The organism is Gardnerella sp. DNF01157 (assembly GCF_049244225.1).
Classification (GTDB): domain Bacteria; phylum Actinomycetota; class Actinomycetes; order Actinomycetales; family Bifidobacteriaceae; genus Bifidobacterium; species Bifidobacterium leopoldii.
The window spans coordinates 1,431,108-1,457,734 of sequence record NZ_CP058388.1 but is presented as its reverse complement, the minus strand read 5'-3'; the positions used below and the strand labels follow the sequence as shown (position 1 = coordinate 1,457,734).

Annotated in this window: 19 protein-coding genes; 15 read left to right on the top strand and 4 right to left on the bottom strand. The window is 44.7% G+C overall.

Translation table 11 applies throughout. From position 1 onward, the window contains the following. Positions 1–159: 159 nt before the first annotated feature. The gene (locus HXT38_RS05725) at positions 160–2,397 is read right to left on the bottom strand and encodes an RNA degradosome polyphosphate kinase (RefSeq protein ID WP_421791800.1); all 2,238 of its coding nucleotides are present in this window, start codon (positions 2,395–2,397) and stop codon (positions 160–162) included. Positions 2,398–3,060: 663 nt separating this feature from the next. Between HXT38_RS05725 and HXT38_RS05720 the strand changes: the two genes are divergently transcribed. The 3 genes from HXT38_RS05720 (at position 3,061) to HXT38_RS05710 (ending at position 5,819) form a co-directional block, all read left to right on the top strand. Beyond that, positions 3,061–3,792 carry an MIP/aquaporin family protein gene (locus HXT38_RS05720; protein ID WP_032842372.1) on the top strand — a complete coding sequence of 244 codons (732 nt, stop codon included), beginning with the start codon at positions 3,061–3,063 and terminating at the stop codon, positions 3,790–3,792. Positions 3,793–3,934: 142 nt separating this feature from the next. After that, positions 3,935–4,984 carry a glutamyl-Q tRNA(Asp) synthetase gene (locus HXT38_RS05715; RefSeq protein ID WP_004119568.1) on the top strand — a complete coding sequence of 350 codons (1,050 nt, stop codon included), beginning with the start codon at positions 3,935–3,937 and terminating at the stop codon, positions 4,982–4,984. 34 nt (positions 4,985–5,018) lie between these two features. Beyond that, entirely contained in the window at positions 5,019–5,819 is an 801-nt protein-coding gene (locus HXT38_RS05710; protein ID WP_004119565.1) for a YggS family pyridoxal phosphate-dependent enzyme, read from the top strand. Between the two features lie 37 nt (positions 5,820–5,856). On the opposite strand, the gene HXT38_RS05705 is transcribed toward HXT38_RS05710, so the two are convergent. Beyond that, positions 5,857–6,672 (bottom strand): fumarylacetoacetate hydrolase family protein, encoded by an 816-nt coding sequence (locus tag HXT38_RS05705; RefSeq protein WP_004136519.1) that lies wholly within the window; start codon positions 6,670–6,672, stop codon positions 5,857–5,859. 315 nt (positions 6,673–6,987) lie between these two features. Between HXT38_RS05705 and clpB the strand changes: the two genes are divergently transcribed. From clpB to HXT38_RS05675, 6 genes are all read left to right on the top strand, one after another. After that, positions 6,988–9,582: an ATP-dependent chaperone ClpB gene (gene clpB / locus HXT38_RS05700; RefSeq protein WP_004119561.1), complete on the top strand. Its 2,595-nt coding sequence runs from the start codon at positions 6,988–6,990 to the stop codon at positions 9,580–9,582. A gap of 144 nt (positions 9,583–9,726) precedes the next feature. Then, positions 9,727–11,067, top strand: coding sequence for a DNA recombination protein RmuC (rmuC, locus tag HXT38_RS05695; RefSeq protein ID WP_004105862.1), 1,341 nt, complete (start codon positions 9,727–9,729; stop codon positions 11,065–11,067). Between the two features lie 58 nt (positions 11,068–11,125). After that, on the top strand, positions 11,126–12,055 hold the full coding sequence (locus HXT38_RS05690) for a hypothetical protein (protein ID WP_174191470.1): 930 nt from the start codon (positions 11,126–11,128) through the stop codon (positions 12,053–12,055). 57 nt (positions 12,056–12,112) lie between these two features. Beyond that, positions 12,113–12,919 (top strand): TrmH family RNA methyltransferase, encoded by an 807-nt coding sequence (locus tag HXT38_RS05685; protein WP_116971232.1) that lies wholly within the window; start codon positions 12,113–12,115, stop codon positions 12,917–12,919. A gap of 146 nt (positions 12,920–13,065) precedes the next feature. Beyond that, a complete protein-coding gene (locus tag HXT38_RS05680) occupies positions 13,066–14,058 on the top strand; it encodes an ATP-binding cassette domain-containing protein (protein ID WP_117008625.1) in 993 nt (330 codons plus the stop codon). Continuing rightward, complete coding sequence (locus HXT38_RS05675) at positions 14,055–15,038, top strand: ABC transporter permease subunit (RefSeq protein ID WP_421791797.1); 984 nt, start codon at positions 14,055–14,057, stop codon at positions 15,036–15,038. Before HXT38_RS05680 ends, HXT38_RS05675 begins: the two co-directional genes overlap by 4 nt. Before the next feature lie 201 nt (positions 15,039–15,239). On the opposite strand, the gene HXT38_RS05670 is transcribed toward HXT38_RS05675, so the two are convergent. Both HXT38_RS05670 and vly read right to left on the bottom strand, forming a co-directional pair. Further along, the gene (locus HXT38_RS05670; RefSeq protein ID WP_410299515.1) at positions 15,240–17,615 is read right to left on the bottom strand and encodes an ATP-binding cassette domain-containing protein; all 2,376 of its coding nucleotides are present in this window, start codon (positions 17,613–17,615) and stop codon (positions 15,240–15,242) included. Positions 17,616–17,753: 138 nt separating this feature from the next. Next, on the bottom strand, positions 17,754–19,304 hold the full coding sequence (gene vly / locus HXT38_RS05665; protein WP_410299514.1) for a cholesterol-dependent cytolysin vaginolysin: 1,551 nt from the start codon (positions 19,302–19,304) through the stop codon (positions 17,754–17,756). Between the two features lie 500 nt (positions 19,305–19,804). Here vly and gatC point away from each other — a divergent pair, with 500 nt between their 5' ends. From gatC to HXT38_RS05635, 6 genes are all read left to right on the top strand, one after another. Continuing rightward, positions 19,805–20,101, top strand: a complete 297-nt coding sequence (gene gatC, locus HXT38_RS05660; RefSeq protein WP_004105888.1) for an Asp-tRNA(Asn)/Glu-tRNA(Gln) amidotransferase subunit GatC — start codon at positions 19,805–19,807, stop codon at positions 20,099–20,101. A 3-nt stretch (positions 20,102–20,104) separates the two neighbouring features. After that, positions 20,105–21,646, top strand: coding sequence for an Asp-tRNA(Asn)/Glu-tRNA(Gln) amidotransferase subunit GatA (gatA, locus tag HXT38_RS05655; protein ID WP_421791794.1), 1,542 nt, complete (start codon positions 20,105–20,107; stop codon positions 21,644–21,646). A gap of 33 nt (positions 21,647–21,679) precedes the next feature. Beyond that, positions 21,680–23,179, top strand: a complete 1,500-nt coding sequence (gene gatB, locus HXT38_RS05650) for an Asp-tRNA(Asn)/Glu-tRNA(Gln) amidotransferase subunit GatB (RefSeq protein ID WP_064340578.1) — start codon at positions 21,680–21,682, stop codon at positions 23,177–23,179. A 256-nt stretch (positions 23,180–23,435) separates the two neighbouring features. Beyond that, on the top strand, positions 23,436–24,344 hold the full coding sequence (locus tag HXT38_RS05645) for a GNAT family N-acetyltransferase (RefSeq protein WP_064340577.1): 909 nt from the start codon (positions 23,436–23,438) through the stop codon (positions 24,342–24,344). Next, complete coding sequence (locus HXT38_RS05640; protein ID WP_004105898.1) at positions 24,344–24,658, top strand: DUF2469 domain-containing protein; 315 nt, start codon at positions 24,344–24,346, stop codon at positions 24,656–24,658. The genes HXT38_RS05645 and HXT38_RS05640 overlap by 1 nt, the downstream gene beginning before the upstream one ends. A gap of 91 nt (positions 24,659–24,749) precedes the next feature. Then, positions 24,750–26,369, top strand: coding sequence for an NAD(P)/FAD-dependent oxidoreductase (locus tag HXT38_RS05635; protein ID WP_032835339.1), 1,620 nt, complete (start codon positions 24,750–24,752; stop codon positions 26,367–26,369). Positions 26,370–26,627 lie beyond the last annotated feature (258 nt).

Sequence of the window (26,627 nt, the reverse complement as noted above, 5' to 3'; positions counted from 1 at the left end):
AAAAACTTCCTAAAACTGGCAAATGGTGCTGTAGAAGATTTCGACTATTGCTGGAACGCTTGAGATTTAGTCAGATTAGAAGTGGTAATAAACACAAAAAGAGCCAGAAACATGTTACTGAATCTGGCTCTTGCTTATCGTTTATTTAGTTGCTTGCGATTAGTTCGCGCCGCGAGGCTTACGCGTGTGAGTATGAATCAAGTAAGCTTGGCTGTCAACGAGCGGACGACCTTCCTTATCGCGAGAATGCAAGGTATACGTGCCGTCACCATCCATCCACCACGAAACAGTAGAATCAGCCATTTGCAAATCAATATACTGAATCAAAGCTTCAACCTGATCTGGCGCGCTGATACGAACCAGCGTCTCAACGCGGCGGTCAAGATTGCGGTGCATTAAATCAGCCGAACCAATCCACACTTCTGGGCCGTTTGCAGGACCGTCGCCAATCTGCGGACCGCAAGAGTTAGCAAAAGCGTAAATGCGGCTGTGCTCAAGGAATCGGCCAAGAATAGAACGAACGCGAATATTGTCGCTCAATCCTTCAATGCCAGGCTTAAGCGAGCAGATACCACGCTCAACAATATCAATCTTTACTCCAGCTTGCGAAGCTCGATACAAAGCGTCAATAGTCCGCTCGTCAACTACAGAATTGACCTTAATCTTAATCCATGCTTCTTTACCAGCAAGAGCTGCAGCTTCCTCGCGCTGAATTCGCGCAATAATACCTGTGCGAACTGTACGAGGGGCAACAAGCAGGCGGTGGAAACTAGACTTCGGCGCGTAACCAGAAAGCTGGTTAAACAAGCGAGTCAAATCCTGGCCGACTACAGGATCGCAAGTAAGCAATCCCAAATCCGTGTACAAGCGAGCAGTCTTAGGATTGTAATTACCTGTACCAACGTGGCAGTAGCGGCGCAATCCTTCTGCTTCCTGACGAACCACGAGCGAAAGCTTGCAGTGAGTTTTCAAACCAACAATGCCGTACACAACGTGAACGCCTGCGCGCTCAAGCTTACGAGCCCAAGCAATATTTGCGTCCTCGTCAAATCGTGCCTTAATCTCAACCAGCGCAAGTACCTGCTTGCCAGCGTGAGCTGCGTCAACAAGAGCGTCAATAATTGGCGAATTGCTAGACGTGCGATACAAAGTCTGCTTAATTGCAAGCACTTTTGGATCCGCAGCAGCCTGCGCGAGGAATGCCTGTACAGAAGTAGAGAACGAATCGTAAGGATGATGCAACAAAATGTCATGCTCGCGAATAGAAGCGAAAATATCTTGCGCGTGGCTAGTTTCAACTTCCGCAATCTGACGGTTTGTAGTAGGAATGAACGGACGATACTTCAAATCAGGGCGGTCAAGCGCTTGCAATTCAAACAGTACCGTCATATCAAGCGGCGAAGGCAAGCGATATACTTCCTCAGGGCTTACGCGAAGCTGATTTGCAAGAAGCTGAGAAAGGAATGGGCTGGCCTCGTTAGAAATTTCCAAACGAATTGGCGGTCCAAAGCGGCGGCGAAGAAGTTCCTTCTCCATAGCGTTGAGCAAGTTTTCTGCGTCATCTTCCTCAACGTCAATATCTTCGTTACGCGTAACTCGGAATGAGCGGGCTTCCTTAATAATCATGCCTGGGAAAAGCGATTCCAAGTGTGCTGCAATCAGCTTTTCCATAGTAATGAAGCCGTAACGCTCTTCGCGACCTTCCTCGTCTGTTAAATCGTCAACTGGTACAAGGCGATTCAAATTATCTGGAATCTTTACACGAGCAAAATGCGACTTTCCAGAATTTGGATTTTCGACGATAACAGCCAAGTTAATAGACTTGCCGGAAATGTACGGGAATGGGTGCGCAGGATCCACTGCAAGAGGCGTAAGAACAGGGAAAACTTGCTTTTTGTAGTAATCAGACAAACGTGCTTTTTCTGATTCTGTAAGCTTATCCCAGCTGAGCAAAACAATGCGCTGTTTGGCAAGCTCAGGAAGAATGTGCTCAATAACATAGTGAGCGTGCTCATCTTGACGGCGGTGAGTTACCTCACTAATAGCGCGCAACTGCTGGCGAGGGCTTAAGCCGGATGCTGCAGTTACTGCTATTCCAGAATCTATTCTGCGCTTTAATCCTGCAACTCTAACCATAAAGAATTCGTCGAGATTTGACGCAAATATAGCAGCAAAATTAGCGCGTTCAAGAAGTGGCAAATCTGTATTCTGAGCCAACTCAAGCACGCGACGATTGAACTTCAACCAGCTTAATTCTCGGTCGAAGAAACGATCTTTTGGCAACGGTAGCTCACCCTCACGAGCTTCACGCTTTTCTGCCTTTTCATCTTCGGCGATATGCTCTGCAATTTGACCGCGCAGAATCGCCTTTGAGGGAGCGTCAAAAATTTGTACCATATTCTGTAATTGTATGCGTTGTAAGGGAAGTGCGCGAATGAGTGTCGATTTTATTTGCTTGCTTCGCGCTCGAAAAATATCTTGCGACACGCCGGAGTGTGTCTCATGCGAACGTAATTTAACATGATAACCTTTGCATGTTCACAAAAGGCCGCAAGAGTTACGATTTTTCGTGTGCAATTGAACAGTAGTGACAATATGTTAACAAAGGCTAATTTGCTCTTTACTATTAGGTAAAAAACGATGATAATAATAATTACAAAAACAAAAAAGAGATAGCGGTAACCCACAAAAGTGTATGGATATGAAATCCGTGGACGTTGGACGGGATATTTAAGACTTTAACCGTTGCAACGAGGATGTTGTGAAGATGAAACCGCAGATATTGTTTTTGTAGATAAGAGGCTCGCCAAAGTGGCGGGCCTCTTTTGATGTGAGGGCGATTTTACTATTTACGCAGACTGTCGCGCGTATAAGGGAAACTATCAAAGAATAAATGTTGGAATTCATTTTCTTAGCTTCTTTGAAAATGAGAATATATTGTGTTCCATGCTGTGCTAATCGCAATTGCGAGTTGTTGGACGATTGTTAAGTGACGAGTCGTTATTTATGCGCGTGATTACGTGTGTGGAGTTTGAAACAGGTAAGAAGGATCGAAGGACCATGCAACATTCGTTTATGGCAATGTTGGCTGCAGAATTTATTGGCACTGCTATTCTCATGATTTTCGGAAACGGTGCTGTAGCAAACGTTGAATTAAAAAATACTAAAGGGCACCATGCTGGCTGGCTAAATATTGCTATGGGCTACGGTTTTGGTGTTATGTTCCCAGTGCTCATGTTTGGCGGAATTTCCCACGCGCATATCAATCCTGCTATGACAATTGCGCAAGCTGTAAACGGCATGTTCCCATGGGCTAACGTTGTGCCTTATATTGTAGCTCAGCTTTTAGGTGCGCTGGTTGGTCAGCTTATTGTGTACGTAACGTATTTGCCACACTACAACGAAACTGAGGAGCCAGAAGCAATTCTTGGCACTTTCTGCACTACGGATGCGTATAACAACAAGCTTAACTACTTCCTTAACGAGTTCTTCGGCACACTTGTGCTTGTTCTGGCTGCTCTTTGCTGCCTTACCTCTCCATGGGGTGAGAAGAATTTGGCTGGCGCTTCAATCGTTGTCGGCTTCGTGGTTTGGGGTTTGGTGACTTCTATGGGCGGACCAACTGGTCCTGCTTTGAATCCTGCTCGTGATCTTATGCCGCGTTTGCTTCACGCAATTTTGCCAATTCCGCACAAGGGATCTTCTCGCTGGGGTGAAGCGTGGATTCCAGTTATTGCTCCTATTGCCGGCGCAATCTTGGGTGTGGTTATGTATAAGTCGTTATTTGCATAAAGTAGTTGCTTTTAGCTGTGCTTGATTGCGATTGTAAGAAGCGCGTAATGCTAGTATGAATGCGTTACGCGCTTTTTATTTTGTAAGCTTATGCTTTGCAAGTTTATGCTTATTAATTAAAGATATTAAGAAAGACTAAATCATGTTTTCGAAGTCAACTATTGCAATTGGTCGTTTTGCGCCTACTCCTTCCGGGCGTATGCATATTGGCAATATGGTAGCAATGTTGGCTGCGTGGCTCTCTGCAAAATCGCAAGGCGGACACATGCTTTTACGTCTGGAAGATCTTGATATTGCGCGCATGCCAAAGGATGCTAGCGCGCGAGTTATTGACGATTTGAAGTGGGCTGGGCTTGATTGGGTCGGCGAGCCGACTTATCAGCATGAACGCACTGCAATTTACCAAGAAGCTCTTGATGCGTTAGAATCTTTGCAAGACGAAGACGGGAATTCTCTAATCTACCCATGTTTTTGCTCGCGTTCCGATATTCGCGCAATCGCAGCTCCGCAGGAAGGCGACGGTTTTATACGCTACCCGGGCACGTGCAGAAATCTTCGTAAAAACGCGGAAGGTCTGGCACAAATCGAAAAGCGTTTGCAAAATAATCAGCAACATTCTTTAAGGCTTGCTGTTCCCTCGGCTGATTCGCCGCAAGCAAATGTGAGTTTTGAAGATGCGATTTTTGGTGCGCAATCGTTTAACATTAATCGCGATTTGGGTGACATGGTGATTCGCCGCGCGGATGGCGTTTTTTCGTACCAGCTTGCGGTTGTTGTTGACGATGTTCTGAGCGGAGTAAACGACATTGTGCGCGGCCGCGATTTGCTTCGTTCTGCGGCGCTTCAAATTTGGATTGGTGAGCTGCTTGAAAAATCAGGATTTTTTGCGGCTCACGGTACGCATTATGTGCGTCCGCAATTTGCGCACTTGCCGCTAATTGATAACGCTCAAGGTGAGCGGCTTGCAAAAAGTAAGCACTCGCTAGACGTCGGTGCGCTTCGAGAATCTGGCTGGAGTGCCGAGCGCATGATTGGCTATTGTATGTATCTTCTGGGATACAAAAAGCATGGTCAAAATCAATCGGTAGATATGAGTGCTGCCGATGCGCTTGCGTTGTTTGAAAGCCTTGACACGCCGTGGGATTCTGTTCGCGCAAACCTAGCCGACAAATCCGTGCCCTTCCTTGACTAAACTATGTAGTTAGGTTTGATAGATTGGGGCATAAATGGCATATATGACGCAAAAAGATTTAGCGAATACTGAAGTCGATTGTGTTCGTGCGTGTCAAATTGCCGACGGCGTGCACAGCGTGCAAGACGCCATTGCTCAAGCCGAATTGCATTATGGTCGCAAAGCTGAGTCGGTTACGCTACTTGCCGCAACTAAAACGCGAGATGTTGGCGAAATCATGGCAGCGCTTAAAGCTGGAGTGCGAGTAGTTGGGGAAAATCGCCCACAAGAAATCGTTGCAAAAGCCGAGATTTTACGCGCACAAGCTGCTAGAGAAGGTTTAAGCGTTGGAGTGAACGGTGAAATTCCACTCTACTTAATCGGTCAGCTGCAAAGCAATAAAATAAATAAAGTTTTACCACTTGCAAATGGTATTCAGTCGGTTGACGGCATTGAACTTGCGCAAAAAATATCTACGCGCGCGCAAAATTTGGGACTTTGCACAGACGTTATGTTGGAAGTGAATGTTTCGGGAGAAGCTACGAAATCGGGATGCGCGCCAGAACGTGCGATTGATGAAGCGCTCGCTATATCTAGTCTTCCGGCGCTTAATTTGCACGGATTTATGACGCTCGGAGCGCGCGTGGATGATGAAAAAATAGTGAGAAGTGGTTTCGCAAAATTGCGAGAAATTCGAGATTGTGTAAGTGGACAACTCGCGCAAGATTATGATGGAAACTCTGCAAAATTAGAGCTTTCGATGGGAATGTCCGGCGATTTTGCGTGGGCGATTGCCGAAGGCTCGACGATGGTTCGAATCGGTTCGGCAATCTTTGGCCCACGCGCATTTGTGTAGTTTTAAGTCAAAGTTTAAGCCAAATTGATGATTGTAGTTACGCATGCACAATCACATTGCGCAGCGAACCGATGCCATCTACGTGTACAATCGCTTCGTCACCCGCGCGTAAAGTCCCAGCCGGGTATGGGGTTCCTGTCAAAATCACGTCTCCTGGAAGAAGCGTTGAGAAGCTTGAAATCGCTGCAATTTGCTCAGGAATACTGTGAATAAGTCGAGCTGTAGTGCCGTCAGCTTCCGGCACATTTTCACCATTAAGCGTAAATGAAATATGTGCATCGCGCCAATTTAGCTCGGTCGTAATCCAAGGTCCAAGTGGGCAAGAAGTGTCGAAACCTTTTGCGCGCGTCCACATTGGGTCGCTTCCTGCGCAATCTCGTAAAGTTACGTCATTTACACAAGTAAAGCCAAAAACGTAATTCATTGCGGTAGCTGCAGTCACATTTTTGGCGATTTTGCCCATAACAACTGCCACTTCTGGCTCAAAATTCATGTCGTTTGAGCAAGCAGGAATCACAATCGGATCGTCCGGACCAATTACAGAAGTGCTCGGCTTTGTAAAAATAACCATATCTGCAGCGGTATGCGAAGAAGCCGCAGGAGAAGTAGCGCGCTCGTCATCGGAACGCGTATCGTAATTTTTTGCCAATCCGTAAACTTTTGAAGGAATTACAGGCACAAGCAAGCGCACGCCATCCGCATCCAACGCGTAACGTTTACCAGTTGGCTTAACTCCTTGCGGGCTTAAAGGATGCCCTTCAAGTGCTACTAAATAATCTTTACCGTCGGTTTCGTCTTTTTGAACGAAAGCGTATTGCGGAACTTCATTATACGAAAAACGTGCAATTCTCATGCTTTTAAGATTACGACATATTTGCTACTTAATTAAGCATTGCTTGATACTTAACTAAACTTTGCTTGCTGCTTAATTAAATTATTTGCGTAAATTATTTGCGATTGAAAGTTCTTGAAAACAAAACTTGAGTCTAGTACACTCAAGTTTTAGGAATAAAGTTATAGGAAAATCTGTTATACGTATCAGATACATGAAAGTGAAAGCTCGTTAGAACTCAAAAGTATCGTCAAAAAGCTTGAAATTGCAATAAAAGTTGCAGCGATTTGACTTAACTGAAATGTGTTTTAGAGCTTTCGTGGAAATGAGGTAGATATGGAACAAAAGTTTACAACCTTAGCGCAAGACGCATTAAGCGACGCTGTGCAAAGTGCAGCGGCTGCTGGCAATGCGCAAGTTGACACTCTGCATTTGGCGGATGCTTTACTCCGCCAAGAGCAGGGCGTCGTTCGCGCGCTTATTGCTCAGGCGGGGGCGGACGCGCAACAAATCGGTGCTGAAATTCGTAACGCATTAGTGGCATTGCCTTCATCTACTGGCTCAACTACAACTAAGCCAGATGCAAGTCGTCAGCTTTTGGCTGCGCTAAGCCAGGCAGAAAAAGAAATGCGCGCAATGGGAGACGAATACGTTTCTACGGAACACATGCTTATTGGCATGGTTGCTAGCGAACCAAACGCTGTTGCGGATATTTTCAAAAAGCACAACGTTTCCGCAGACGTGTTGCGTAAGGCTGTGCCAACTGTGCGCGGTGGCGCAAAAGTGACAAGTCCGGATGCTGAAGGCAACTACAAAGCGCTCGAAAAGTATTCTGTTGATATGACTGCGCGCGCTCGCGAAGGAAAGCTCGACCCAGTAATTGGGCGCGATCAGGAAATTCGTCGCGTGATTCAGATTCTTTCTCGCCGCACGAAGAACAATCCTGTGCTAATTGGCGAGCCGGGCGTTGGAAAAACGGCAGTTGTAGAAGGATTGGCTCAGCGAATTGTGGCAGGAGATGTGCCTACGACTTTGCAAAACAAGCGTCTTATAAGCCTCGATTTGGCTTCGATGGTTGCAGGTTCGAAGTATCGCGGCGAGTTTGAGGAACGCTTAAAGGCAGTGTTGAAGGAAATTCAGCAATCGGACGGTCAAATTATTACGTTTATTGACGAAATTCACACTGTTGTTGGCGCAGGATCTGCAGAAGGTTCAATGGATGCTGGGAATATGCTTAAGCCAATGCTTGCGCGCGGTGAGCTGCGCTTGGTTGGTGCAACTACGCTTAACGAGTATCGCGAGCATATTGAAAAGGATTCCGCGCTTGAACGCAGATTCCAGCAAGTGTTTGTTGGCGAGCCATCTGTTGAAGATACGGTGACGATTTTGCGTGGACTTAAGCAACGTTACGAAGCGCACCACAAGGTGACGATTAGTGACGATGCAATCGTAGCTGCAGCAACGCTTTCAAACCGCTATATTACTGGCAGACAGCTTCCAGATAAGGCGATTGATTTGGTGGATGAAGCGGCAGCTCACTTGCGTATGGAACTTGATTCTCAGCCAGAAGAGATCGACGAATTGCAGCGCAAAGTTACGCGTCTTGAAATGGAAGAAATGCAATTAAAGAAGGCGGAAGATGCTGCTGCGCGCGAACGCTTAGAAAAGTTGCAGGAAGAATTAGCTAACTCGCGCGAAAAGCTTTCTGGATTGAAAGCGCGTTGGGATGCGGAAAAGGCTGGCCATAACAAGGTTGGTGATTTGCGAGCGCAACTCGACGCTAAGCGCGTAGAAGCCGACAAATTCACACGTGAAGGCAACTTGGAACAAGCAAGCCGTATTTTGTATGGTGAAATCCCAAGCATTCAAAAAGCTTTGGAAGAAGCGGAGTCTGAGGCCGCTAATGCTAAAAGTGAAGCGAAAGAGCCAATGGTTCCGGATCAGGTTGATGCTGATTCTATTGCAGGAGTCGTTAGCGAATGGACGGGCATTCCTGTTGGTCGCTTGATGCAAGGCGAAAATGAGAAGCTGCTCAACATGGAAAAGGAGCTTTCTAAGCGTGTGGTTGGTCAAAGTGAAGCAATTCAGGCTATAGCGGATGCTGTGCGCAGAAGCCGTGCTGGAATTGCAGACCCGAATCGCCCAACTGGTTCCTTCTTGTTCTTGGGTCCTACTGGCGTTGGTAAGACGGAGCTTGCTAAGGCTCTTGCTGACTTTTTGTTTGACGACGAGCGTGCAATGGTTCGCATTGATATGAGCGAGTACATGGAAAAGGCTTCCGTTTCGCGTCTAATCGGTGCTGCTCCTGGTTACATTGGCTACGAGGAAGGCGGCCAGCTTACTGAAGCTGTGCGTAGACGTCCGTATTCTGTAGTGCTTTTTGACGAAGTTGAGAAGGCACATCCAGAAGTATTCGACGTTTTGTTGCAGGTTTTGGACGATGGTCGTTTGACTGACGGTCAGGGTAGAACGGTTGATTTTACGAATACGATTTTGATTATGACATCAAACTTGGGTTCGCAATTCCTTGTGCAAGAGGGCTTGGACGATGCTGCTAAACGTAAGGCTGTTATGAACGCTGTTCACGCTGAGTTTAAGCCAGAGTTCATCAACCGTTTGGATGAGCTTGTTATGTTCCATCCGTTGAGCCGCGAAGAGCTTGGTGGAATTGTGGATATTCAAGTTCGTCAAGTGGCTGCACGCTTGAGCGACCGCCGCATTAGCTTGGATGTGAGCGGTTCTGCTCGCGCTTGGCTTGCGGAGCATGGCTATGATCCAGTTTATGGTGCTCGTCCGTTGCGTAGATTGGTTCAAACGGAAATTGGCGATCAGCTTGCTCGATTGCTGCTTTCTGGCGATGTGCATGATGGCGCTCGCGTAGTTGCGGATTGTGAGAATACTAGCGACCATGTGACCCTAAAGATTGCGTAGTTCCTGCATTCTTCAATGTAGTCAAATAAAAAAGTGTGCTGTTTATTGGATTATTTTCCAGTAGACAGCACGCTATTTTGTATTAGGTAATGCACGTGTTTAATTATGTTTCAAAAGTCAACTCAATAGTGTTTAATAGAACGTATGTTCGATAATATTGTGATGTTTGTTTTGATGGTGGTTGCTGTTGTAATAACCGCCATTGTTGTGCTGGCTATTGTTAAGCACAACTCTGGAACGCAAGGCGCTAATGGCGTAAACCAACGCGAATTTAACGAATTGCGCTCGCAGTATGAACAAGCGCGCGCTCAAGCTCAAGAAAATGGTAATCAGGCTATACGGTATCGCACGCAAGCAGAGCAGCTTGCTGAGCGATTAAAGTTTGTTGAAGCAGAACTTGCTAAAGCGCAGCAAGCAGAGCAATTGCGAGTGAATCGCGAAGAACAATTGCGCGCAGAGCGAGAAGAACGCGAACGGTTAAATCGTGAAAAAACTTTGAAAGAACAAGGTAAAGTTTTGGAAGCGCTTGCTCCAGTAAAAGACAATCTCGAAGCATTGAAGAATAAAGTTTCGCAGATTGAAGAAGGGCGTAAACAAGAAATGGGTGTGCTGAGCACTCAGCTTAAAGGCTTAAGTGAGCAGCAAACAAGGCTTGACCGCGAAACAAGTTCGCTTTCTGCAGCATTGCGAAATAATAAGGTTCGCGGAGCTTGGGGCGAGGCTCAACTAAAGAATATTGTTGAATCTGCGGGCTTGCTTGAGCATGTTGATTTTGATACGCAGGTTGTTGTAACTGGAGTAAATGGCGAACAGCAGAGGCCAGATATGGTTGTGCATCTGCCAGGAGGCAAAACAATTCCAGTTGATGCAAAAGTTCCGTATGCGGATTATCAGCGTGCTTGTGAAATCCCAGATAACGCAAGTGACGAAGAATTAGCTAGAAGGAGCGAGCTTCTAAAAGCGCACGCTAAGGCTTTGCGAGAGCATGTTAGAGTATTAGGAGCTAAAGCGTATTGGCAGGCTTTTGAAACAGCACCAGACTTTGTAGTTGCATTTATTCCAAACGAAGCATTGCTTCAGGCGGCTCTTGAAGCGGATCCAACGCTTATGGATGATGCTTTTGCACAAAAAGTAGCACTCACTTCACCAGTTACTTTGTGGGCTGTGCTTAAGTCTGTTGCGTACGCATGGCAGCAGCAAAGTCTTACAGATGATGCAAAAGAACTTTTCGATTTATCTAGAGAATTGTACGATCGCTTTGCGGTTCTTGGAGAAAATGCTTCAAAACTTGGCGTATCTTTGGCAAGAACAGTTGCAGCTTACAATAAGTTTGCTTCCTCACTTGAGTCTAGAGTGTTGGTAACAGCTCGTAAACTTCAGAAGTTAGATCAAAGTAAGGTTATTGCTTCAATAGATCTTATAGATTCCGATAAAGCTGATGTTAAAGAGCTGAGCGCTCCAGAAGTATCAGTAGAAGATCGTTAAGCATAAAAACATCAAAGCGTCAAAAATTGGACAGCTCTAAACGCTAAGGAGTGCAAAAATGGCAGAATTACAAGAGGAACGCGCGGAACTTAAGCGCATGCTTTGTGCGGATATGAGTGTGAAACCATTTAGCGAACTGTTTTCTGTTACATTTGCTCAGCGCGGCTCTAAGCTGGTTGGAGATGTTCTTTTTGATGCAATTGAGAAAGCTGGGTATTCGTTAGAACGCGATGTTGACGCTATTGGTGCGTTAACTGCTGCTGCAGTGCCGATGGTTTTTGCGCTTATTCATGCTGCAGAACGTAAAGGAATTGCACTCGACGGCTTTGTTATGGATTTTGTTTTTCCTGCAACAAAAGGTCCGTCAGTTAAAGGCAAGCGAGTATTGTTACTTGACTCTTGGCTTTCTGAAAAATCGTATGTTCAAACTTCTTCGCTTGTTACTTTACGACACGGCAATGAATTAAGTCTTGATTTTGGCATTGTTCATCAGCAAGGCGCGCAAATTCTTGCTATAGTTGCATTAATTGGTGGTGTTGACGCCGACGAACAAGGCATGAGGCATCTTCAATTAGTAAATCCAATAAGTGAGGAGAGTACTAAAATGGCATTTGTTCAAGCTTTCGGTGAAGAAGAATTACGTGCAGATGCAGATCACGAAGATTGCTGCAACGACAATTGCTGTGGCGGCCATTGTGAGGTTAAATGCACGGGAGATTGTGCTAACGATGGTTGCACTGAGCCTTGCTGCGAAGATAACTGCTGCGGTGGCCATTGCAAAGTAGAGTGCACGGGAGATTGCGCTCATGACGGTTGCACTGAGCCTTGCTGCGAAGATAACTGCTGCGGTGGCCATTGCAAAGTAGAGTGCACGGGAGATTGCGCTCATGACGGTTGCACTGAGCCTTGCTGCGAAGACGATTGCTGTGGCGGTCATTGCAAGTCAGGTTGCACAGGCGATTGCGCAACTGACGGCTGCCAAGACTAGTTGTAATTACTAGCTGCCAATACTAAGCAAAAGTATTAAACGGAGCAAAACTCACACATGCACGAACCGAATCCAATTACTTTGGCTGCAAAAGCTTCCGATGAACCAGAATTTCGACCTATAGGAGTTGGCCCGTGGGAAGAAGAGCATCCAGGTGAGCCTCGTCCAGATAATCCAGAATCGCCAAATTACGATGCGCGGTTTAGCGCTGAATTACTAGACGAAGGTGACCAGCGCAACGTCCTAGACCGCTACCGATACTGGAAAGTAGAAGCTATAAAAGCGGATCTCGATTCTAAAGGACGCCACGAGTTTGAAGTAGCTGTAGAAAATTGGACTCACGATTTCAACATAGGCTCTATGGTTCGCACTGCAAATGCGTTTACAGCGAAAAAAGTGTATATTGTAGGGCCTCATAAATGGAATCGTAAAGGCTCGTTAATGACTGAGCTTTACCAATACGTTGAGTGCTGCCCAACTATTGAAACTCTAGTAACTAATTGGCGCGAAAATATAGTACGAGAAGCAGAAGAAGCGCATCAACTTTTGCTTAAAGCACAAGCAGAAGGCAACAAAGAAGCTGAAAAAATCGCAAATATAAAGGAACACGACGCTAAAAACGCGCGCGTTATAGCGCTCGATATTATTCCAGGTGCTGTTGCTATGGAAAACTACAAGTTTCCTAAACGTTGCCTTATGCTTTTTGGTGCAGAAGGTCCGGGTCTTTCTAAAAAAGCGTTAGAAATGGCGGATGACGTTGTTTATATTTCGCAATTTGGCTCTGTTCGCTCGCTAAACGCAGGAGCAGCTGCGGCTGTTTCCATGCACGCATGGATTGCGCAACATGCAGCACCAAATTGCTGAATCTTAATAAAATATTAATTAGAATTTCGGTAGCAGAATTTTGTCAGCAGAATCTCATCAGCAATATTAGTTAAAACGCAGTAGCTTGTACTCATAAACGCTTACATTTGATGTTTATTTTTTTTTATTTGTGATATTGTTAATTTATGTTAGAATTTCAACATATTACAAAGCGTTTTGGTGCAAAGACAGCGCTTAACGATGTTTCTTTCGTCGCCGAAGACGGTAAAGTCACGGGCTTTTTAGGACCTAATGGCGCTGGTAAATCTACAACCATGCGTTGCGCGTTAAATCTTATTCATGCCAATAGTGGTACTTCTCTTATTGACGGAAAACCTTACGCAAAAATCGCATCCCCAATGACAGAAGTTGGCGCAGTTCTTGACGCAAAGTCTGCTCACAGAGGTCGTTCCGCTTATAATCACTTGTACTCGCTCGCTTTAACTCACGGAATATCAAAAAAGCGCGTTGACGAAGTGATTGATATTACTGGTTTAACTAGCGTAAAAACTCGCAAAGCGGGATCCTTCTCACTCGGCATGAGCCAGCGTCTTTCGATTGCGGCGGCACTTTTAGCAGATCCGCACAATCTTATTTTGGACGAGCCAATTAACGGTTTGGATCCAGAAGGCGTTAAGTGGGTTCGCGAATTGTGCAAGTATTACGCAAGCCAAGGTCGAGCAATTCTGCTTAGTTCGCACTTAATGAGCGAAGTTGCGCTTACTGCAGATAACCTTGTGATTATTGCGCATGGCGAAATTTTGAAGCGTGCAACAGTACAAGATTTTGTTAATGCACATTCGCAGCACGCTGTGCGACTTGTGACTCCAGAAGGCGAAAAGCTAAAGTCGGTGCTTGCTCAAAATCATCCTGAATGCAAGATTTTGCAAGATGTTCGCACTCCTCAAGACGTTCAAGAAGGCGAGCTCCTCAGAATAACAGGATGCGAGCTTAATCAGCTTGCTCGCGAAATTGCAGATAATCAAATCATGGTTTATCAGCTGAATCAAGAGCATGCATCGCTTGAGGAAGCATATTTGGCTCTTACGCACGGTCAAGAGCAGTACGCAACAAAAGCATTGCCAAATGCTACTGCTGCGACTGAAACGCAATATGCAGATGGAGGAAGCGCAAAATGAGTGGGCAAATTAATCAATCTGTTAGTCAATCTGTTAATCAAGAAACAAGCAGCTCTTACAAAACCGGCCGTAGCATGAACGCTCAGCACTTACGCCTTACATTTATGCACACGCTTAAATCTGAAATTGTTAAGCTGCGCGGACTTGCGTCTACGTGGTGGTGCATGGCATTAACAATTGTTTTGCCAGTAATTTTCAGCTTTATAATCGCGCTTGTGCAGAAAGCAATGTCTAAAGTTGACATTAAGAATGGAGCAAATCAAAGTAAATCAAGCGCTGCAATTACTGTTGGACCGAGCGATAAAAGTGACCTTATTGCATCTCAAGAAAGCATTTTCCGCTTGGTCGTTAGCTTTGCTTCTATATCTTTGATTGTTTTGGCGATTTTTGCAGTGCTTGCTGTAACTGCGGAACATTCTACGACTTCAATTCAGGCTTCTCTTACGGCTGTACCTAAAAGGGGTATGTTCTTTACGGCTAAGTTTATTGCGGTTGCAATCTATGTTTTTGTAGCCCAACTTATTGCAATGGCAGTTTCTTTAGCTGCTGCAGAATTAGCTTTTATGGGAGATAACATTTCCGGATTATCGGGAAGCAACGTGTGGAAATTGCCGCTTACTCTGTTCCTTGGCTCTCCTGCAATTATGGTTGTTGTGTCAGCAATGGCCTACGGTTTTGGCATGATTTGCAAGTCAACTGCTGGCGGAATTATGTGCGTTATTGGAGCCGTGATGATTCTGCAGGCCATTGTTAGCATTATTATGCTTGCAAGCAATTTTGCGAAGTGGACTTCAATACTTATTCAGATTTTGCCAGGCAATGCTGCAAGCCAATTCTTAGGAGTCTCCGCTAGTTCTGGGCGGCAACTTCCACCAAACGCATATGTTTTCACATGGTGGCAGTCCGGTTTAGTGGTTCTTGCTTGGGGTGTAGTTATGTACGCAATTGGCTACATAATTGAAAAGCATCGCGATATTTAAATTATAGTAAGTAAAATAAAAAATAACCCCCGTTCGATTGCAATCATTACTGAGCAAACGAGCGGGGTTTATTTATTGCAACTATTTGCTAATACTAGTTTCTAATTCTTCTTCTTGCTAGAAATAAAGCGCCCACTGCAAATAGCATAACGCCCCGAGCAACCATAGCAATAATAGATGGCACTAATTCTGGCACTAAGCTCATTGTGCATTTTCTTGAGAATCCTGATCGTTTTGTTTCTTTTTAGCAAATTGAGGATGAGCATACTCTGGACCAATATATGAAGTATCAGGCAATGGCAGCTCGTTTGTAGGCTTAGCTTGCTGCGGTTGCGCATACTGAGGTTGTTGCGCGTATTGCTGCTCATAGTATGGTTGCTGGCCGTATTGCTGATTGTAATATTGTGGTTGTGCGTACGGTTGCTGCGCGTACTGCTGACCGTATTGGATTTGTTGTGGTTGTTGCGCGTACGGTTGCTGCTCATATTGTTGTTGCGCGTATGGTTGCTGCGCGTACTGATTTTGTTGAGCGTACGGTTGTTGTGCATATTGCTGTTGCGAGTACGGTTGTTGAGCGTACTGATTTTGTTGAGCGTACGGTTGTTGTGCATATTGCTGTTGCGCATACGGTTGTTGAGTGTACTGATTTTGTTGTTCATACGGCTGTTGCGAGTACGACTGCTGAGCATACGGTTGTTGCTCATATTGCTGTTGCGCGTACTGTTGCTGAGCGTACTGCTGGCCGTATTGGATTTGTTGTGGTTGTTGCGCGTATTGTTGCTCATATTGTTGTTGCGCGTACGGTTGTTGAGCGTACTGATTTTGTAAGTATTGTGGAGTCTCCTGCTGCGGTTGAATAGGTTGTGGCTTTTGAGCTGACAAGTCAGTTTGAGAGGCTTCTTCTATTACGTTGTCGTGTAGCACAGGTGCAGATTTGGCTTGAGGTTCAGGTTCTGCTTGTATCTCGGGTTCAGGTTGAGGTGCAGGTTGTGGCTCAGCTGGTGCCTCGGGTTCGGGTTCAGGCTCAGGCTCAGGTGTTACTTGCATAGCAGGCTCAGTATTTGCTTGCACTGCAGACTCAGGCGCTACATTTGTTTCATGCTCTGTCGTTGGCTGCGTATCAAGCTCAGGGGATACCTGTGCCTCAGGCTCAGTAGTCACATGCGTTTCAACCGCGATTGTTTCCTTAGGCTCAACTGCTTGAGGTTCAACTGCTTGAGGCTCTGCATATATATGAGATTCTTCCGTCAGCTGAGGCTCTACTTCTGCCTTTACTTCTGCCTCTACTTCTGTCGCTACTTCTGCCTTTACAGTTGTATTCTCTGTTGTTAATTGAGGCTCAGGAGTCAATTGTGGCTCAGGAGTTAGTTGTGGTTCAGGCTCAGTTTGTGGCTCAGGCTCAGCTTGTGGCTCAGGCTCAGCTTGTGGCTCAGACTCAGTCGTTAATTGAGTCTCAGGCTCATTTTCAGGCATCAATTGCGTCTCAGTTTCAGTCATCAATTGAGGTTCTACTGCCACCTCTTGCGTTAATTGTTGTGCTGAATTTAGTTGAGTCGTTTCATTGTTGATATTATTAGGGATTTGTTCTTGAACATATACTCCTGTAGGATTCTGGTATTTTTGTTCATTGTTATAAACATATAGAGGTTTGGACACGTATGCTGCGTTGTCTCCTATTGTCGCCATATAAGCATCTTCGAGTGAAACGCATTCTTTACTCAACTGATATGTAAGTAATTGTTTATCGTTAAAGAATTGCGCCAAATCTGCAATATTTGCATTATCTATAACGAAAGCTGCGCCTTCCTGCACGTCTTCGCTTTTGTGCTCAACTTGCATAATAGAGCATTCACTATGCTGCGATTGCATAATGTCAAATAGCTTTTCTGGTTCAGGAGTAATAACTCGTACAGTGTTTTGAGAATATGCAGCAAGCAAATCTGCCACGCTTGTTTTTTGTAGAATCTCACCATGCGCAATAATAACAAGATCGTCTGCAATAATAGAAAGCTCACTAATGTTATTAGTGCTGATAAGTACCGCACCACCGCGTTCTGCATAGTATTTGCAGATATCGCGCATCCATCTAACTCCTTCAACGTCTAAGCCATAGAATGGATTATCGAGAATAAGATTATGAGGATCTGCGAGAAGTGCTGCAGCAATCTCAAGTCGTTTGCGCATGCCGGTTGACATTTCTTTAATTTTCATATTTTGTATAGAGCTGATTCCGGCAATATCCATAATCTCCGATACGCGCGTTTTTGGAATTTTGCAATACTTCGCGACGAATGTGAGCTTTTTTATAGCACTAGTATTTCTATAATTAGCTTTTAAATCTAATACTGTGCCGACTGTTTCTATTGGGGAATTAAATTTTTTGTATGGGACGCCGTCGAATAATGCTTCACCTCCATTGGCTTTTATGAGTCCCAATGCGCAATATAGTGCAGTTGATTTTCCGGAACCGTTAGGTCCAACAAAACCTGTAACTTTACCATCTTCTGCTACAAAAGAAATATTATTTAGTACTTGCTGTTTTTTATAGTACTTAGATATATTTTGTATCTCTAACATAACTAAATCCTACTGCTAAAAATGTAATAAAAAAATCCTATTTGTGTAAAAAATTAAGGACTTCATCTCATAACTGGCTATAAGATAAAGTCCTTAATTTTTCAGTTTTATTTATTTATGCTCAATTGCAATATGAGTTCAGTCATTCTTTACAGTTTCAGCAAAGCGAGGCCACAAGGTTGTGCCCCAGTTCTTGATTGTGCGCTGGCGAACCAACGGCAAATCAGTACGGTTGTACACTGTACGCCATGGTTCCCATACTAAGCCGGTCTTTTCTTCCAACTTAATGCGAAGATTGCGCACATTGCCCTTGAACTGAATCGTTGTGCTGAAGTGAGCGGTACGATACTTGCCGTTTCCTTCCCAAGCGCGAGAACGTACGTATGGAGTTCCGTCGATATCAGTGCCGTACTCATCCCAGTAGACGTAGTAGCGAGCTACATAAGCTCCACGGTGATCCAAGGTCAAATAACCGTCACGGTAAGCAGAAACCTTAGTCTCAACATAATCGCTGTTGCTCTGGAGAGTTGCTACTTCGTTATCTTTTACGAAGGAAGTAGTGTAAGCGATTGGAACAGCTGGGCTAGAGGTGCTCAAATTTGCACCTTCCTGAATCAAAGCCTTTAGCGTATCGATATTGCCGGTAATAACCTTTGCTGCACCGTTAGCGCTGCCGCCGAGAATCACTGCAGTAACAGAAGTATTCTGGAGAATGCGATGGAATTCGGTGTTTGGCTTGATTTCTACGCCCTTAATTGCTGCTTCTACTGCAGCCTGGAAATCAGTGCTCTTGCTGGTGGTATCGAACTTTACGTACATTGAGCGACCATAAGCTACGTTTGACACGTAAACTGGTGGGCGTTTGCTGTCAACGCCACGGTTCTTCAAGCTTTCTGGCGTGGTGCATGGAGCAAAGAAATCTGCTGGGCTATCTGGAGCGTCGACGCTTACTGTGTAGTAAGTTTGCTTGAAGTTCACAATTTGAGTCTGCTTCTCACCCTTGTGTACCGCATCGAAATCAATCTTCAGCGGTACGCCAATCTTTGCAAAATCAGCACCAAACTTAGCCTTGAGCTGGTTCATGCTTTGTGCGCTTGCGGAATCATACTGCATACGAGCTGCTACATGATGGCTTGCTGCATATTGTGCATTCCATTTAGAAACTAAACCGTTAACTGCTGAAGTAACGGAGCTCTTGGTTGGATGTTGCACAGTTACAGCACTCTCGCCGCCGTGGAAGCCTGGCAAATCAATGCTCAAAGTTAATGGTGCGCGATTTGCTGAAATCAAGCTTGGCATGTTATCCATCAAATTCTGGTCAGCGCGGAATAATGCACCAGGATACACGCGATCATTGTTGGCCGAAGTTACCGACAAGTTTGACGTTGTATTGGTGATGTTCTTCTTCTGATGCTCAACAACAACGAATTCGCCGTTCTTGTTGAAGCTGTCGCTGGAGAATTTATTGTTAATTGTTTCGCCGTGACGTGCGAGAATATTTGTTTTATCGTAATGCAAATCCCACAAGTAGTTGTTCAGCGAGTCCTTGCTAGCTGCGCAAGATGCAGCTGGTGCAGAAGGCTTTGCGGAAGAATCTGCCATTGCTGGAACTGCTAAGCATTGTGGAATAATAGTCGCGCCCGCGAGCAACAACATTGCTGCATTACGGTAGAACTTTGTGCTCTTCATATGTATCCTTCGATTTTTATTAGATTTTATTTCAAATTATTTTTCAGTGAGATGCCGCAAAATACGTGCTTCAGTGCATATATATGCTTCAGTGCATCAGCTTCAGCTTCTCACATCACATGATTATTACACACTTTTTATTTATGCGATAATTGTTTAAAATAATTTTTTTAAGTTTCAAACAAAAGTTTAAATAATGCTGAAATACCAACACTTTTTGGTTACGTCAGTTTTGTTGTTTCGGCGTGTTGACAGATAAAACGAGCGGATTTTACGTATTTTGATTCGTGATAATTTTGTGAAAATATATGCAAAATATTTGTGCAAGTATTATTTAGTGTTACGCATGCGCAATTTTTAATTGCTTCAGTCTTAAAAAATTAATTTGTAGTACTTTCTCAATAAAACAAAAATAATCAACAAATAACTCTCGTAAAGCTTTTATCCACATTGCTTTTTTCTACTAACGAAGGTCACGTATCACACATATAGTTGAGGTTATGCCTACATTCACACGCGAAGAAATTGAGCATTTGGGCGTTTTGTCCCAGATTGCTTTAAGCGACGAAGAAATCAGTCGCTTGCAAGGCGAATTAAACGTCATTGCAGAATCTATTAATAAAGTGCAGGAAGTTGCTGGCGAAGATGTGCCACCTACTGCAAATCCAGTGCCTTTGGAAGCTTATTTGCGTCCAGATGAGCCTGCTACACCTTTGACTCAAGAAGAAGCTCTTTCGGATGCTCCTAGAAGTGAGTCTGGCATGTTTGTAGCGCCTCGAATTTTGGGGGAGGAATAAAACATGACTAATACTCAAGATTTGGTAAAACTTTCTGCTGCCGATATGGCAAAGGCTGTAAAAGCTAAAGAAGTTTCTAGCCGTGAACTTGTTGAAGCTCACTTGGCAGTCATTGAATCTGCAGAGCCAGAAATTAAGGCATTCTTGCATGTTTCTGCAGATATTGCTCTCGAGCAGGCAGATGCTTTTGATGCTAAGAACGCTAAGGGTGAGACTGAAGGATTGCCTGAGTTGGCTGGTGTGCCAATTGCCATTAAAGACATGATTGTCACTAAGGGCATTCCTACTACTGCAGCATCGAAGATCCTCGAAGGCTGGGTTCCACCTTACGATGCTACTGTTATTGAAAAGCTCAAAGCAGCTGGCATGCCAATTCTCGGCAAGACTAATTTGGATGAGTTTGCTCAAGGTTCTTCTACAGAACATTCTGCTTATCAAACTACTTGCAATCCTTGGGATACTGAGCGTGTTCCTGGTGGTTCCGGCGGCGGTTCAGCTGCAGCTGTTGCTGCATTCGAAGCTCCTATTGCTTTGGGTACAGATACTGGTGGTTCTATTCGCCAGCCAGGTGCTTTAACTGGTACAGTCGGCGCAAAGCCAACTTACGGTGGTGTTAGCCGTTTTGGTGCAATCGCTATGGCAAGCTCTCTCGACCAGATTGGACCTGTTTCTCGTACCGTTCTTGATTCTGCGCTTTTGCAGGAAATTATCGGCGGTAACGATAGGCGCGATTCTACTTCTATTCCAGCTCCTGTTCCTCCAATGGCTCAAGCTGCTCGTGAGGGCGCTCGCCGTGATTTGAAGGGCTTGAAGGTTGGTTTAGTTAAGGAGCTTAGCGGTGAAGGCTTCCAGCCAGGCGTTGAAGCACGCTTTAATGAAGCTGTGCAATTGCTTAAGGATATGGGCGCAGATGTTACGGAAGTTTCCTGCCCTCACTTCCCTTACTCTTTGGCTGCTTATTACATTATTATGCCTTCAGAAGTTAGCTCTAATTTGGCTCGCTACGACGGTATGCGCTACGGTTTGCGCGTCATGCCACCAGCAGACAAGCCTCAGACTGCTGCAAATATGATGGCTGCAACTCGTGAAGCTGGTTTCGGTGACGAAGTAAAGCGTCGTATTATTCTCGGCACTTACGCACTTTCCGCTGGCTACTACGATGCTTGCTATGGTTCTGCGCAAAAAGTTCGTACGCTTATTATTCGCGATTTCGAAGAAGCGTTTAAGAAAGTAGATGTTCTTGTTTCTCCAACAAGCCCTACAACGGCATTTAAGTTTGGCGAGAAGATGGATGATCCACTTTCTATGTACATGAACGATATTGCTACAATTCCTGCAAACATGGCTGGAGTTCCTGCTTTGAGCCTCCCAGCTGGCTTAAGCGACGACGGTTTGCCTGTTGGCATTCAGATTATTGCTCCGCAATGCCACGATGAAAAGATGTACAAGCCTGCAGCAGCGTTGGAAGCAGCGCTCGAAGAGCAGTGGGGCGGTCCAATTTGGAAGTCGCTTAAAGCTGGTTGGCTCGATTCATTGGCTAAGTAAAGTGAAGTAAAGCTTAAGTAAGAAGGATATCTAATGGCTGAAAAACTTATGAAATATGCCGATGCTGTTGAGCAATTCGATCCAGTATTCGGTTTGGAAACTCACGTTGAGCTTTGCACTCGTACGAAGCTGTTCTGCCCAGCAGAAGTATCTTTTGGCGGTGAGCCAAATACTCAGCTAACTCCTGTAAGCCTTGGTTTGCCAGGCTCTTTGCCAGTTGTAAACAAGACTGCAGTTGATTATGCAATTAAGCTTGGTTTGGCTTTACATTGCGAAATTGCTGAGTGGAGCCAGTTCGCTCGTAAGAACTACTTCTACCCAGATATGCCTCGCGATTATCAGATCTCCCAGTACGATAAGCCTACTAATGGCAACGGTTACTTGGATGTTGAGCTGGAAGACGGCACCGTGTTCCGTGTGCCGATTGAACGTGCTCACATTGAGGATGATGCTGGTAAGAATACTCACGTTGGTGGCGCTGACGGCCGTATTGAAGGCGCAAATCACTCTTTGGTTGATTACAATCGTGCAGGTGTGCCTTTAATCGAGATTGTAACTAAGCCAATCGAAGGTGCAGGTAGCCGCGCTCCAGAAATTGCTGGTGCTTATATGCGTGCTATTCGCGATATTGTTCGCGCTCTCAACATCTCTCACGCTCGTATGGAGCAGGGCAATATGCGTGCTGACGTGAACGTTTCGCTCCGTCGCAAGCCAACCGATCCATTTGGTACGCGTTCAGAAACTAAGAATGTGAACACATTCCGCGGTATTGAGAAGACGCTGCAATATGAGATTCGTCGTCAGGCTGCTATTTTGAGCGAAGGCGGCGAGATTTTGCAGGAAACTCGTCACTGGGATGAGGCAACTCAGACCACTGCTGGTGGTCGTGTGAAGTCGGATGCTGACGATTATCGCTACTTCCCAGATCCTGATTTGGTTATGCTTCACATCACTAAAGAGCATATTGAGCGAATGAAGGCGCAAATGCCGGAAATGCCTCGTGAGCGCCGTAACCGTTTGCAAAGCGAATGGGGTATTAGCGATCTTGAAATGCGCGATATTTTGAACGCAGATGCTCTTGATTTGGTTGAAGAAACCGTTAAGGCTGGCGCAAGTGCGGCAGGTGCTAAGAAGTGGTGGCTTGGTGAGCTTGCTCGCGAAGCAAACACTCGTGGCGTGACTTTGGAAGAATTGCCTATTACTCCGCAAGATGTGGCTGAAGTTGAAAAGCTAATTGCAGACGGCAATCTTAACGATAAGCTCGCTAAGCAAACTGTTGCATGCGTTTTGGCTGGCGAGGGTAAGCCTGATGAAGTTGTTAAGAAGCACGGATTTAAGGTTATGAACGACGACGGTGCTTTGGAAGCTGCTGTTGACGCTGCTCTTGCTGCTGATCCTGAAGTTGCAGAAAAGCTTAAGGCTGGAAATATGAAGCCGATGGGTGCAATTATTGGTGCTGTTATGCGTGCAACTAAAGGTCAGGCTGATGCTAAGGCTGTTACTAAGATTGTGATGGCAAAAATCAAAGGCTGAAAAGTGCCGTAAAGGCTGAAAAATTTAATATTTGATAACGCTAATGTATAAACGTAAAAGCGTAATCAATATTCAAAAGTAAGTGCTGCGTACTTGCTGCATACTCAAATCAGATTTGTTTGTGTAGCAGGTGCGCAGAATTTACTATTTATCAACATTGCGAGGCATTTTTCGTCTTCTGGATTATCATATATTATGCGATGTGAGAATTATGCGAAGGGCTTAATTTTCAAAGGCACAATACAAGTAGGTGACTATGCAACAAACCAATGATGGTGTTATTAACTCTCGCGAGTTACCAAAATCTATAGTAATTCCTCAAATTCGTGGAGAGATGGCGCACCTTCGTCCAGCTACGTGCGATGATTTTCAAAGAATGGATGATTTGTGCGCATTTGATGGTGCTGCAGTTATTACTGGAAAGGATGCTAATTCAGAGCGTTCTATGGTTCATTCGTGGGTTGAAAGCTCTATGCAATGGACTAAAGATAGTCTTATTGGCGAAAATCCTTCTGAATCTTGTCGTTTTGCTGGCGATGTTCAGTTGCGTCACACTATTGCGTGGGCGATTGTTCCTGATGTTTTGGATGATTCAAATAACGCTTCCGGCGATATTATCGGCATGATTTTCCTTATAGATATTGACGGATGGTCTCGCAGTGCTCGAATTCAAGTTGTTTTAGGCAAAAATTATCGAGGAAGAGGCTATTCGCGCGACGCAATGCCTAGGGTTATGACTTATGCTTTTGCATCAGAGCCGACTGGTCTAGGGTTGCATAGAATTTGGGTAGGAGTTCCGGCAACTAATACTCGCTCACTTTCTGTATATCAATCTCTTGGATTTGTAAAAACCGGCACTGCGCGCGACGCATTATGGGATGCTCAAAATCAAAAATATCAAGATTTTGTTGTAATGGACACTCTTGTAGATGAATATGATGCCATTCGTTCGCTGGATGCGTTTGGTCTACACGTTATTGAAGAAAATCCTGGTGTAATCGAAGCTTTGAGCGCGCATGAACATTCTGTGGCTATACCTGTGCATCGTGATAATCTTGATGAAGCATGGCCGTACAATGCAAACGTCTCTGAAGGAAGTTCATCAAAAAAAGCTTGGTGGCGCATTATAGGTCGTGGACGCAAACGTAATACGGAAGGTAAGTAATGAGCGCCGAAGATCTCGACAACTATGAAACCGATGCAGAACTTGCGTTATATAAAGAATACCGTGATGTTATTAAGCTTTTTACTTATGTCGTAGAAACAGAGCGACGATTTTATTTAGCCAATAAAGTCGATTTTAATGTGCGTTCAGCAGGTCAGGATGTTTATTTTGATGTTCAACTTACAGACGCTTGGGTATGGGATGTTTACCGCCCTTCGCGTTTTGTTAAAAATGTCCGAATAGTAACTTTTAAAGATGTAAATGTTGAAGAAGTACAGAAAACAGACATTGACATTCCTGAATCTATCGCGTGATGCGAGTATGCTCAATAAGGATATATAGAAATTGCTTACCTAGCACGCAAAGTGTTTTCGTAAAAATTTGATGTATTAAGATGGAGGACAAGTGACGGATACACAATCCCCAAAGGAATCTGTGGTAATTATTGGTGGCGGTCCGGCAGGGTTGACGGCAGCCTGGGAACTCGTTAAGGATGGTGGATCTAGCCGCTACGACGTAACAGTGCTCGAAGCCACGCGTGAATTTGGCGGTATTTCGCGTACTGTGAAGTATAACGGCAATCGTATGGACATCGGCGGTCATCGTTTCTTCTCAAAAGATGACCGTATTATGCAATGGTGGCGTGAAATGCTGCCTCTCCAGGGTGCGCCTTCATATGATGATAAAAAGCTTGGTCGTCATCACGATTTGGAAGCAGGTGGACCTGATCCTGAAGTTGAAGATGAAGTGATGTTGAAGCGTCATCGCGTTTCTCGTATTTTCTGGAATCATCATTTCTTTGATTATCCAATTTCTCTTTCTGCAGCAACCTTGCGCTCTATGGGCTTTATTTTGACAATGAAAGTTGGCTTCAGCTATTTGTGGTCTATGATTCACAAATTGCCAGAAACTAATCTTGAGAATTTCTACATTAATCGTTTCGGCAAGAAACTTTATTCCATGTTCTTTGAGGGCTATACAGAGAAGCTTTGGGGTAGGCATCCAAGCCAGATTTCTGCCGATTGGGGTGCTCAGCGCGTTAAGGGTTTGAGCATTGTGGAAGTGTTGAAGAATGCTTTTTCCAAGCTTTTCCCTAAGAAAAAAGGCAAGAAGAAGGAAGTAGAGACCTCATTAATTGAGGAATTCTGGTATCCAAAGCTTGGTCCTGGTCAGTTATGGGAAACAGTTGAGCGCCGTTGCCGCGAAAACGGTGCTACTGTGCGCACAGACGCAAAGGTAGTTGCTATTAAGCAAGCAGACGGAAAGATTTCCAGTGTTGTAGTTGAAGATGCAAATGGAGAGCGTTCAGAATTGCACGCCGACCAGTTTATATCTTCTATGCCAATTAAGGATTTGGTAGCTGCTCTTGAGCAGGGTGCAGATGGTGACGAAAAGGCTGAAGTTCCAGCAGAAATGCAACGCGTTGCCAAGGGTTTGCCTTATCGCGATTTTGTGACTGTAGGCTTGCTTGTTAAGCGCGTGCGTCTGCGTAATACTACCACTATTCCAACGCTTGGTAATCCTCCTATTGTTCCTGATTGCTGGATTTACGTGCAGGATCCTGGATATAAAGTCGGACGTTTGCAAATCTTCAACAACTGGAGCCCATATCTCGTTAAGGATGTTGATAACACTGTTTGGATCGGTCTTGAGTACTTCTGCGAAGAAGGCGACGACTTCTGGAATATGAGTGATGATGATGCTCGTAAGATGGCTATTGACGAGTTGACTCGTATGCAGGTTATCAATGGTGAGGAAGACGTTCTTGATTCTCATCGTGAGCGAGTGCCAAAGGCATATCCTGCTTACTTTGACACATACGCTCAGATGCCTGAATTGATTGATTATCTTGATGGCTTCGGTAATTTGTATTGTGTTGGTCGCAATGGACAGCATCGTTATAATAACCAAGATCATTCAATGGCAACTGCTATTGAGGCTGTAGAAGATATCCGAACTGGAGAAACTTCTAAGAAGAACGTGTGGTCTGTTAACACTGAAAAGTCGTATCACGAAAAGAAGTAGTAATTAATTCTCGTATAAATTTGAGCGTTTGATTTTAAAGCGCAAATAATTTAGCGATATAGCGTCAATAATACTGGGTGTTACCCATATTATTGGCGCTTTTTGTTTATTCTAATATCGCTTTAAAAGCTTTATAAAAATTGTAATAAAAAATACTAAATACTATGGCGCGTCGCGTTGTACAGCGTCGTATAGCTGTAGTAGCATACATAATGTTCGTTGTTATGTACATATGAATTGTTATGAAATGGCAGCGAG

Excerpts from the sequence above, each read along its gene's own strand:
- HXT38_RS05725 (WP_421791800.1), bottom strand. The coding sequence starts at position 2,397 with ATGGTACAAATTTTTGACGCTCCCTCAAAGGCGATTCTGCGCGGTCAA.
- HXT38_RS05720 (WP_032842372.1), top strand. The coding sequence starts at position 3,061 with ATGCAACATTCGTTTATGGCAATGTTGGCTGCAGAATTTATTGGCACT.
- HXT38_RS05715 (WP_004119568.1), top strand. The coding sequence starts at position 3,935 with ATGTTTTCGAAGTCAACTATTGCAATTGGTCGTTTTGCGCCTACTCCT.
- HXT38_RS05710 (WP_004119565.1), top strand. The coding sequence starts at position 5,019 with ATGGCATATATGACGCAAAAAGATTTAGCGAATACTGAAGTCGATTGT.
- HXT38_RS05705 (WP_004136519.1), bottom strand. The coding sequence starts at position 6,672 with ATGAGAATTGCACGTTTTTCGTATAATGAAGTTCCGCAATACGCTTTC.
- clpB (WP_004119561.1), top strand. The coding sequence starts at position 6,988 with ATGGAACAAAAGTTTACAACCTTAGCGCAAGACGCATTAAGCGACGCT.
- rmuC (WP_004105862.1), top strand. The coding sequence starts at position 9,727 with ATGTTCGATAATATTGTGATGTTTGTTTTGATGGTGGTTGCTGTTGTA.
- HXT38_RS05690 (WP_174191470.1), top strand. The coding sequence starts at position 11,126 with ATGGCAGAATTACAAGAGGAACGCGCGGAACTTAAGCGCATGCTTTGT.
- HXT38_RS05685 (WP_116971232.1), top strand. The coding sequence starts at position 12,113 with ATGCACGAACCGAATCCAATTACTTTGGCTGCAAAAGCTTCCGATGAA.
- HXT38_RS05680 (WP_117008625.1), top strand. The coding sequence starts at position 13,066 with ATGTTAGAATTTCAACATATTACAAAGCGTTTTGGTGCAAAGACAGCG.
- HXT38_RS05675 (WP_421791797.1), top strand. The coding sequence starts at position 14,055 with ATGAGTGGGCAAATTAATCAATCTGTTAGTCAATCTGTTAATCAAGAA.
- HXT38_RS05670 (WP_410299515.1), bottom strand. The coding sequence starts at position 17,615 with ATGTTAGAGATACAAAATATATCTAAGTACTATAAAAAACAGCAAGTA.
- vly (WP_410299514.1), bottom strand. The coding sequence starts at position 19,304 with ATGAAGAGCACAAAGTTCTACCGTAATGCAGCAATGTTGTTGCTCGCG.
- gatC (WP_004105888.1), top strand. The coding sequence starts at position 19,805 with ATGCCTACATTCACACGCGAAGAAATTGAGCATTTGGGCGTTTTGTCC.
- gatA (WP_421791794.1), top strand. The coding sequence starts at position 20,105 with ATGACTAATACTCAAGATTTGGTAAAACTTTCTGCTGCCGATATGGCA.
- gatB (WP_064340578.1), top strand. The coding sequence starts at position 21,680 with ATGGCTGAAAAACTTATGAAATATGCCGATGCTGTTGAGCAATTCGAT.
- HXT38_RS05645 (WP_064340577.1), top strand. The coding sequence starts at position 23,436 with ATGCAACAAACCAATGATGGTGTTATTAACTCTCGCGAGTTACCAAAA.
- HXT38_RS05640 (WP_004105898.1), top strand. The coding sequence starts at position 24,344 with ATGAGCGCCGAAGATCTCGACAACTATGAAACCGATGCAGAACTTGCG.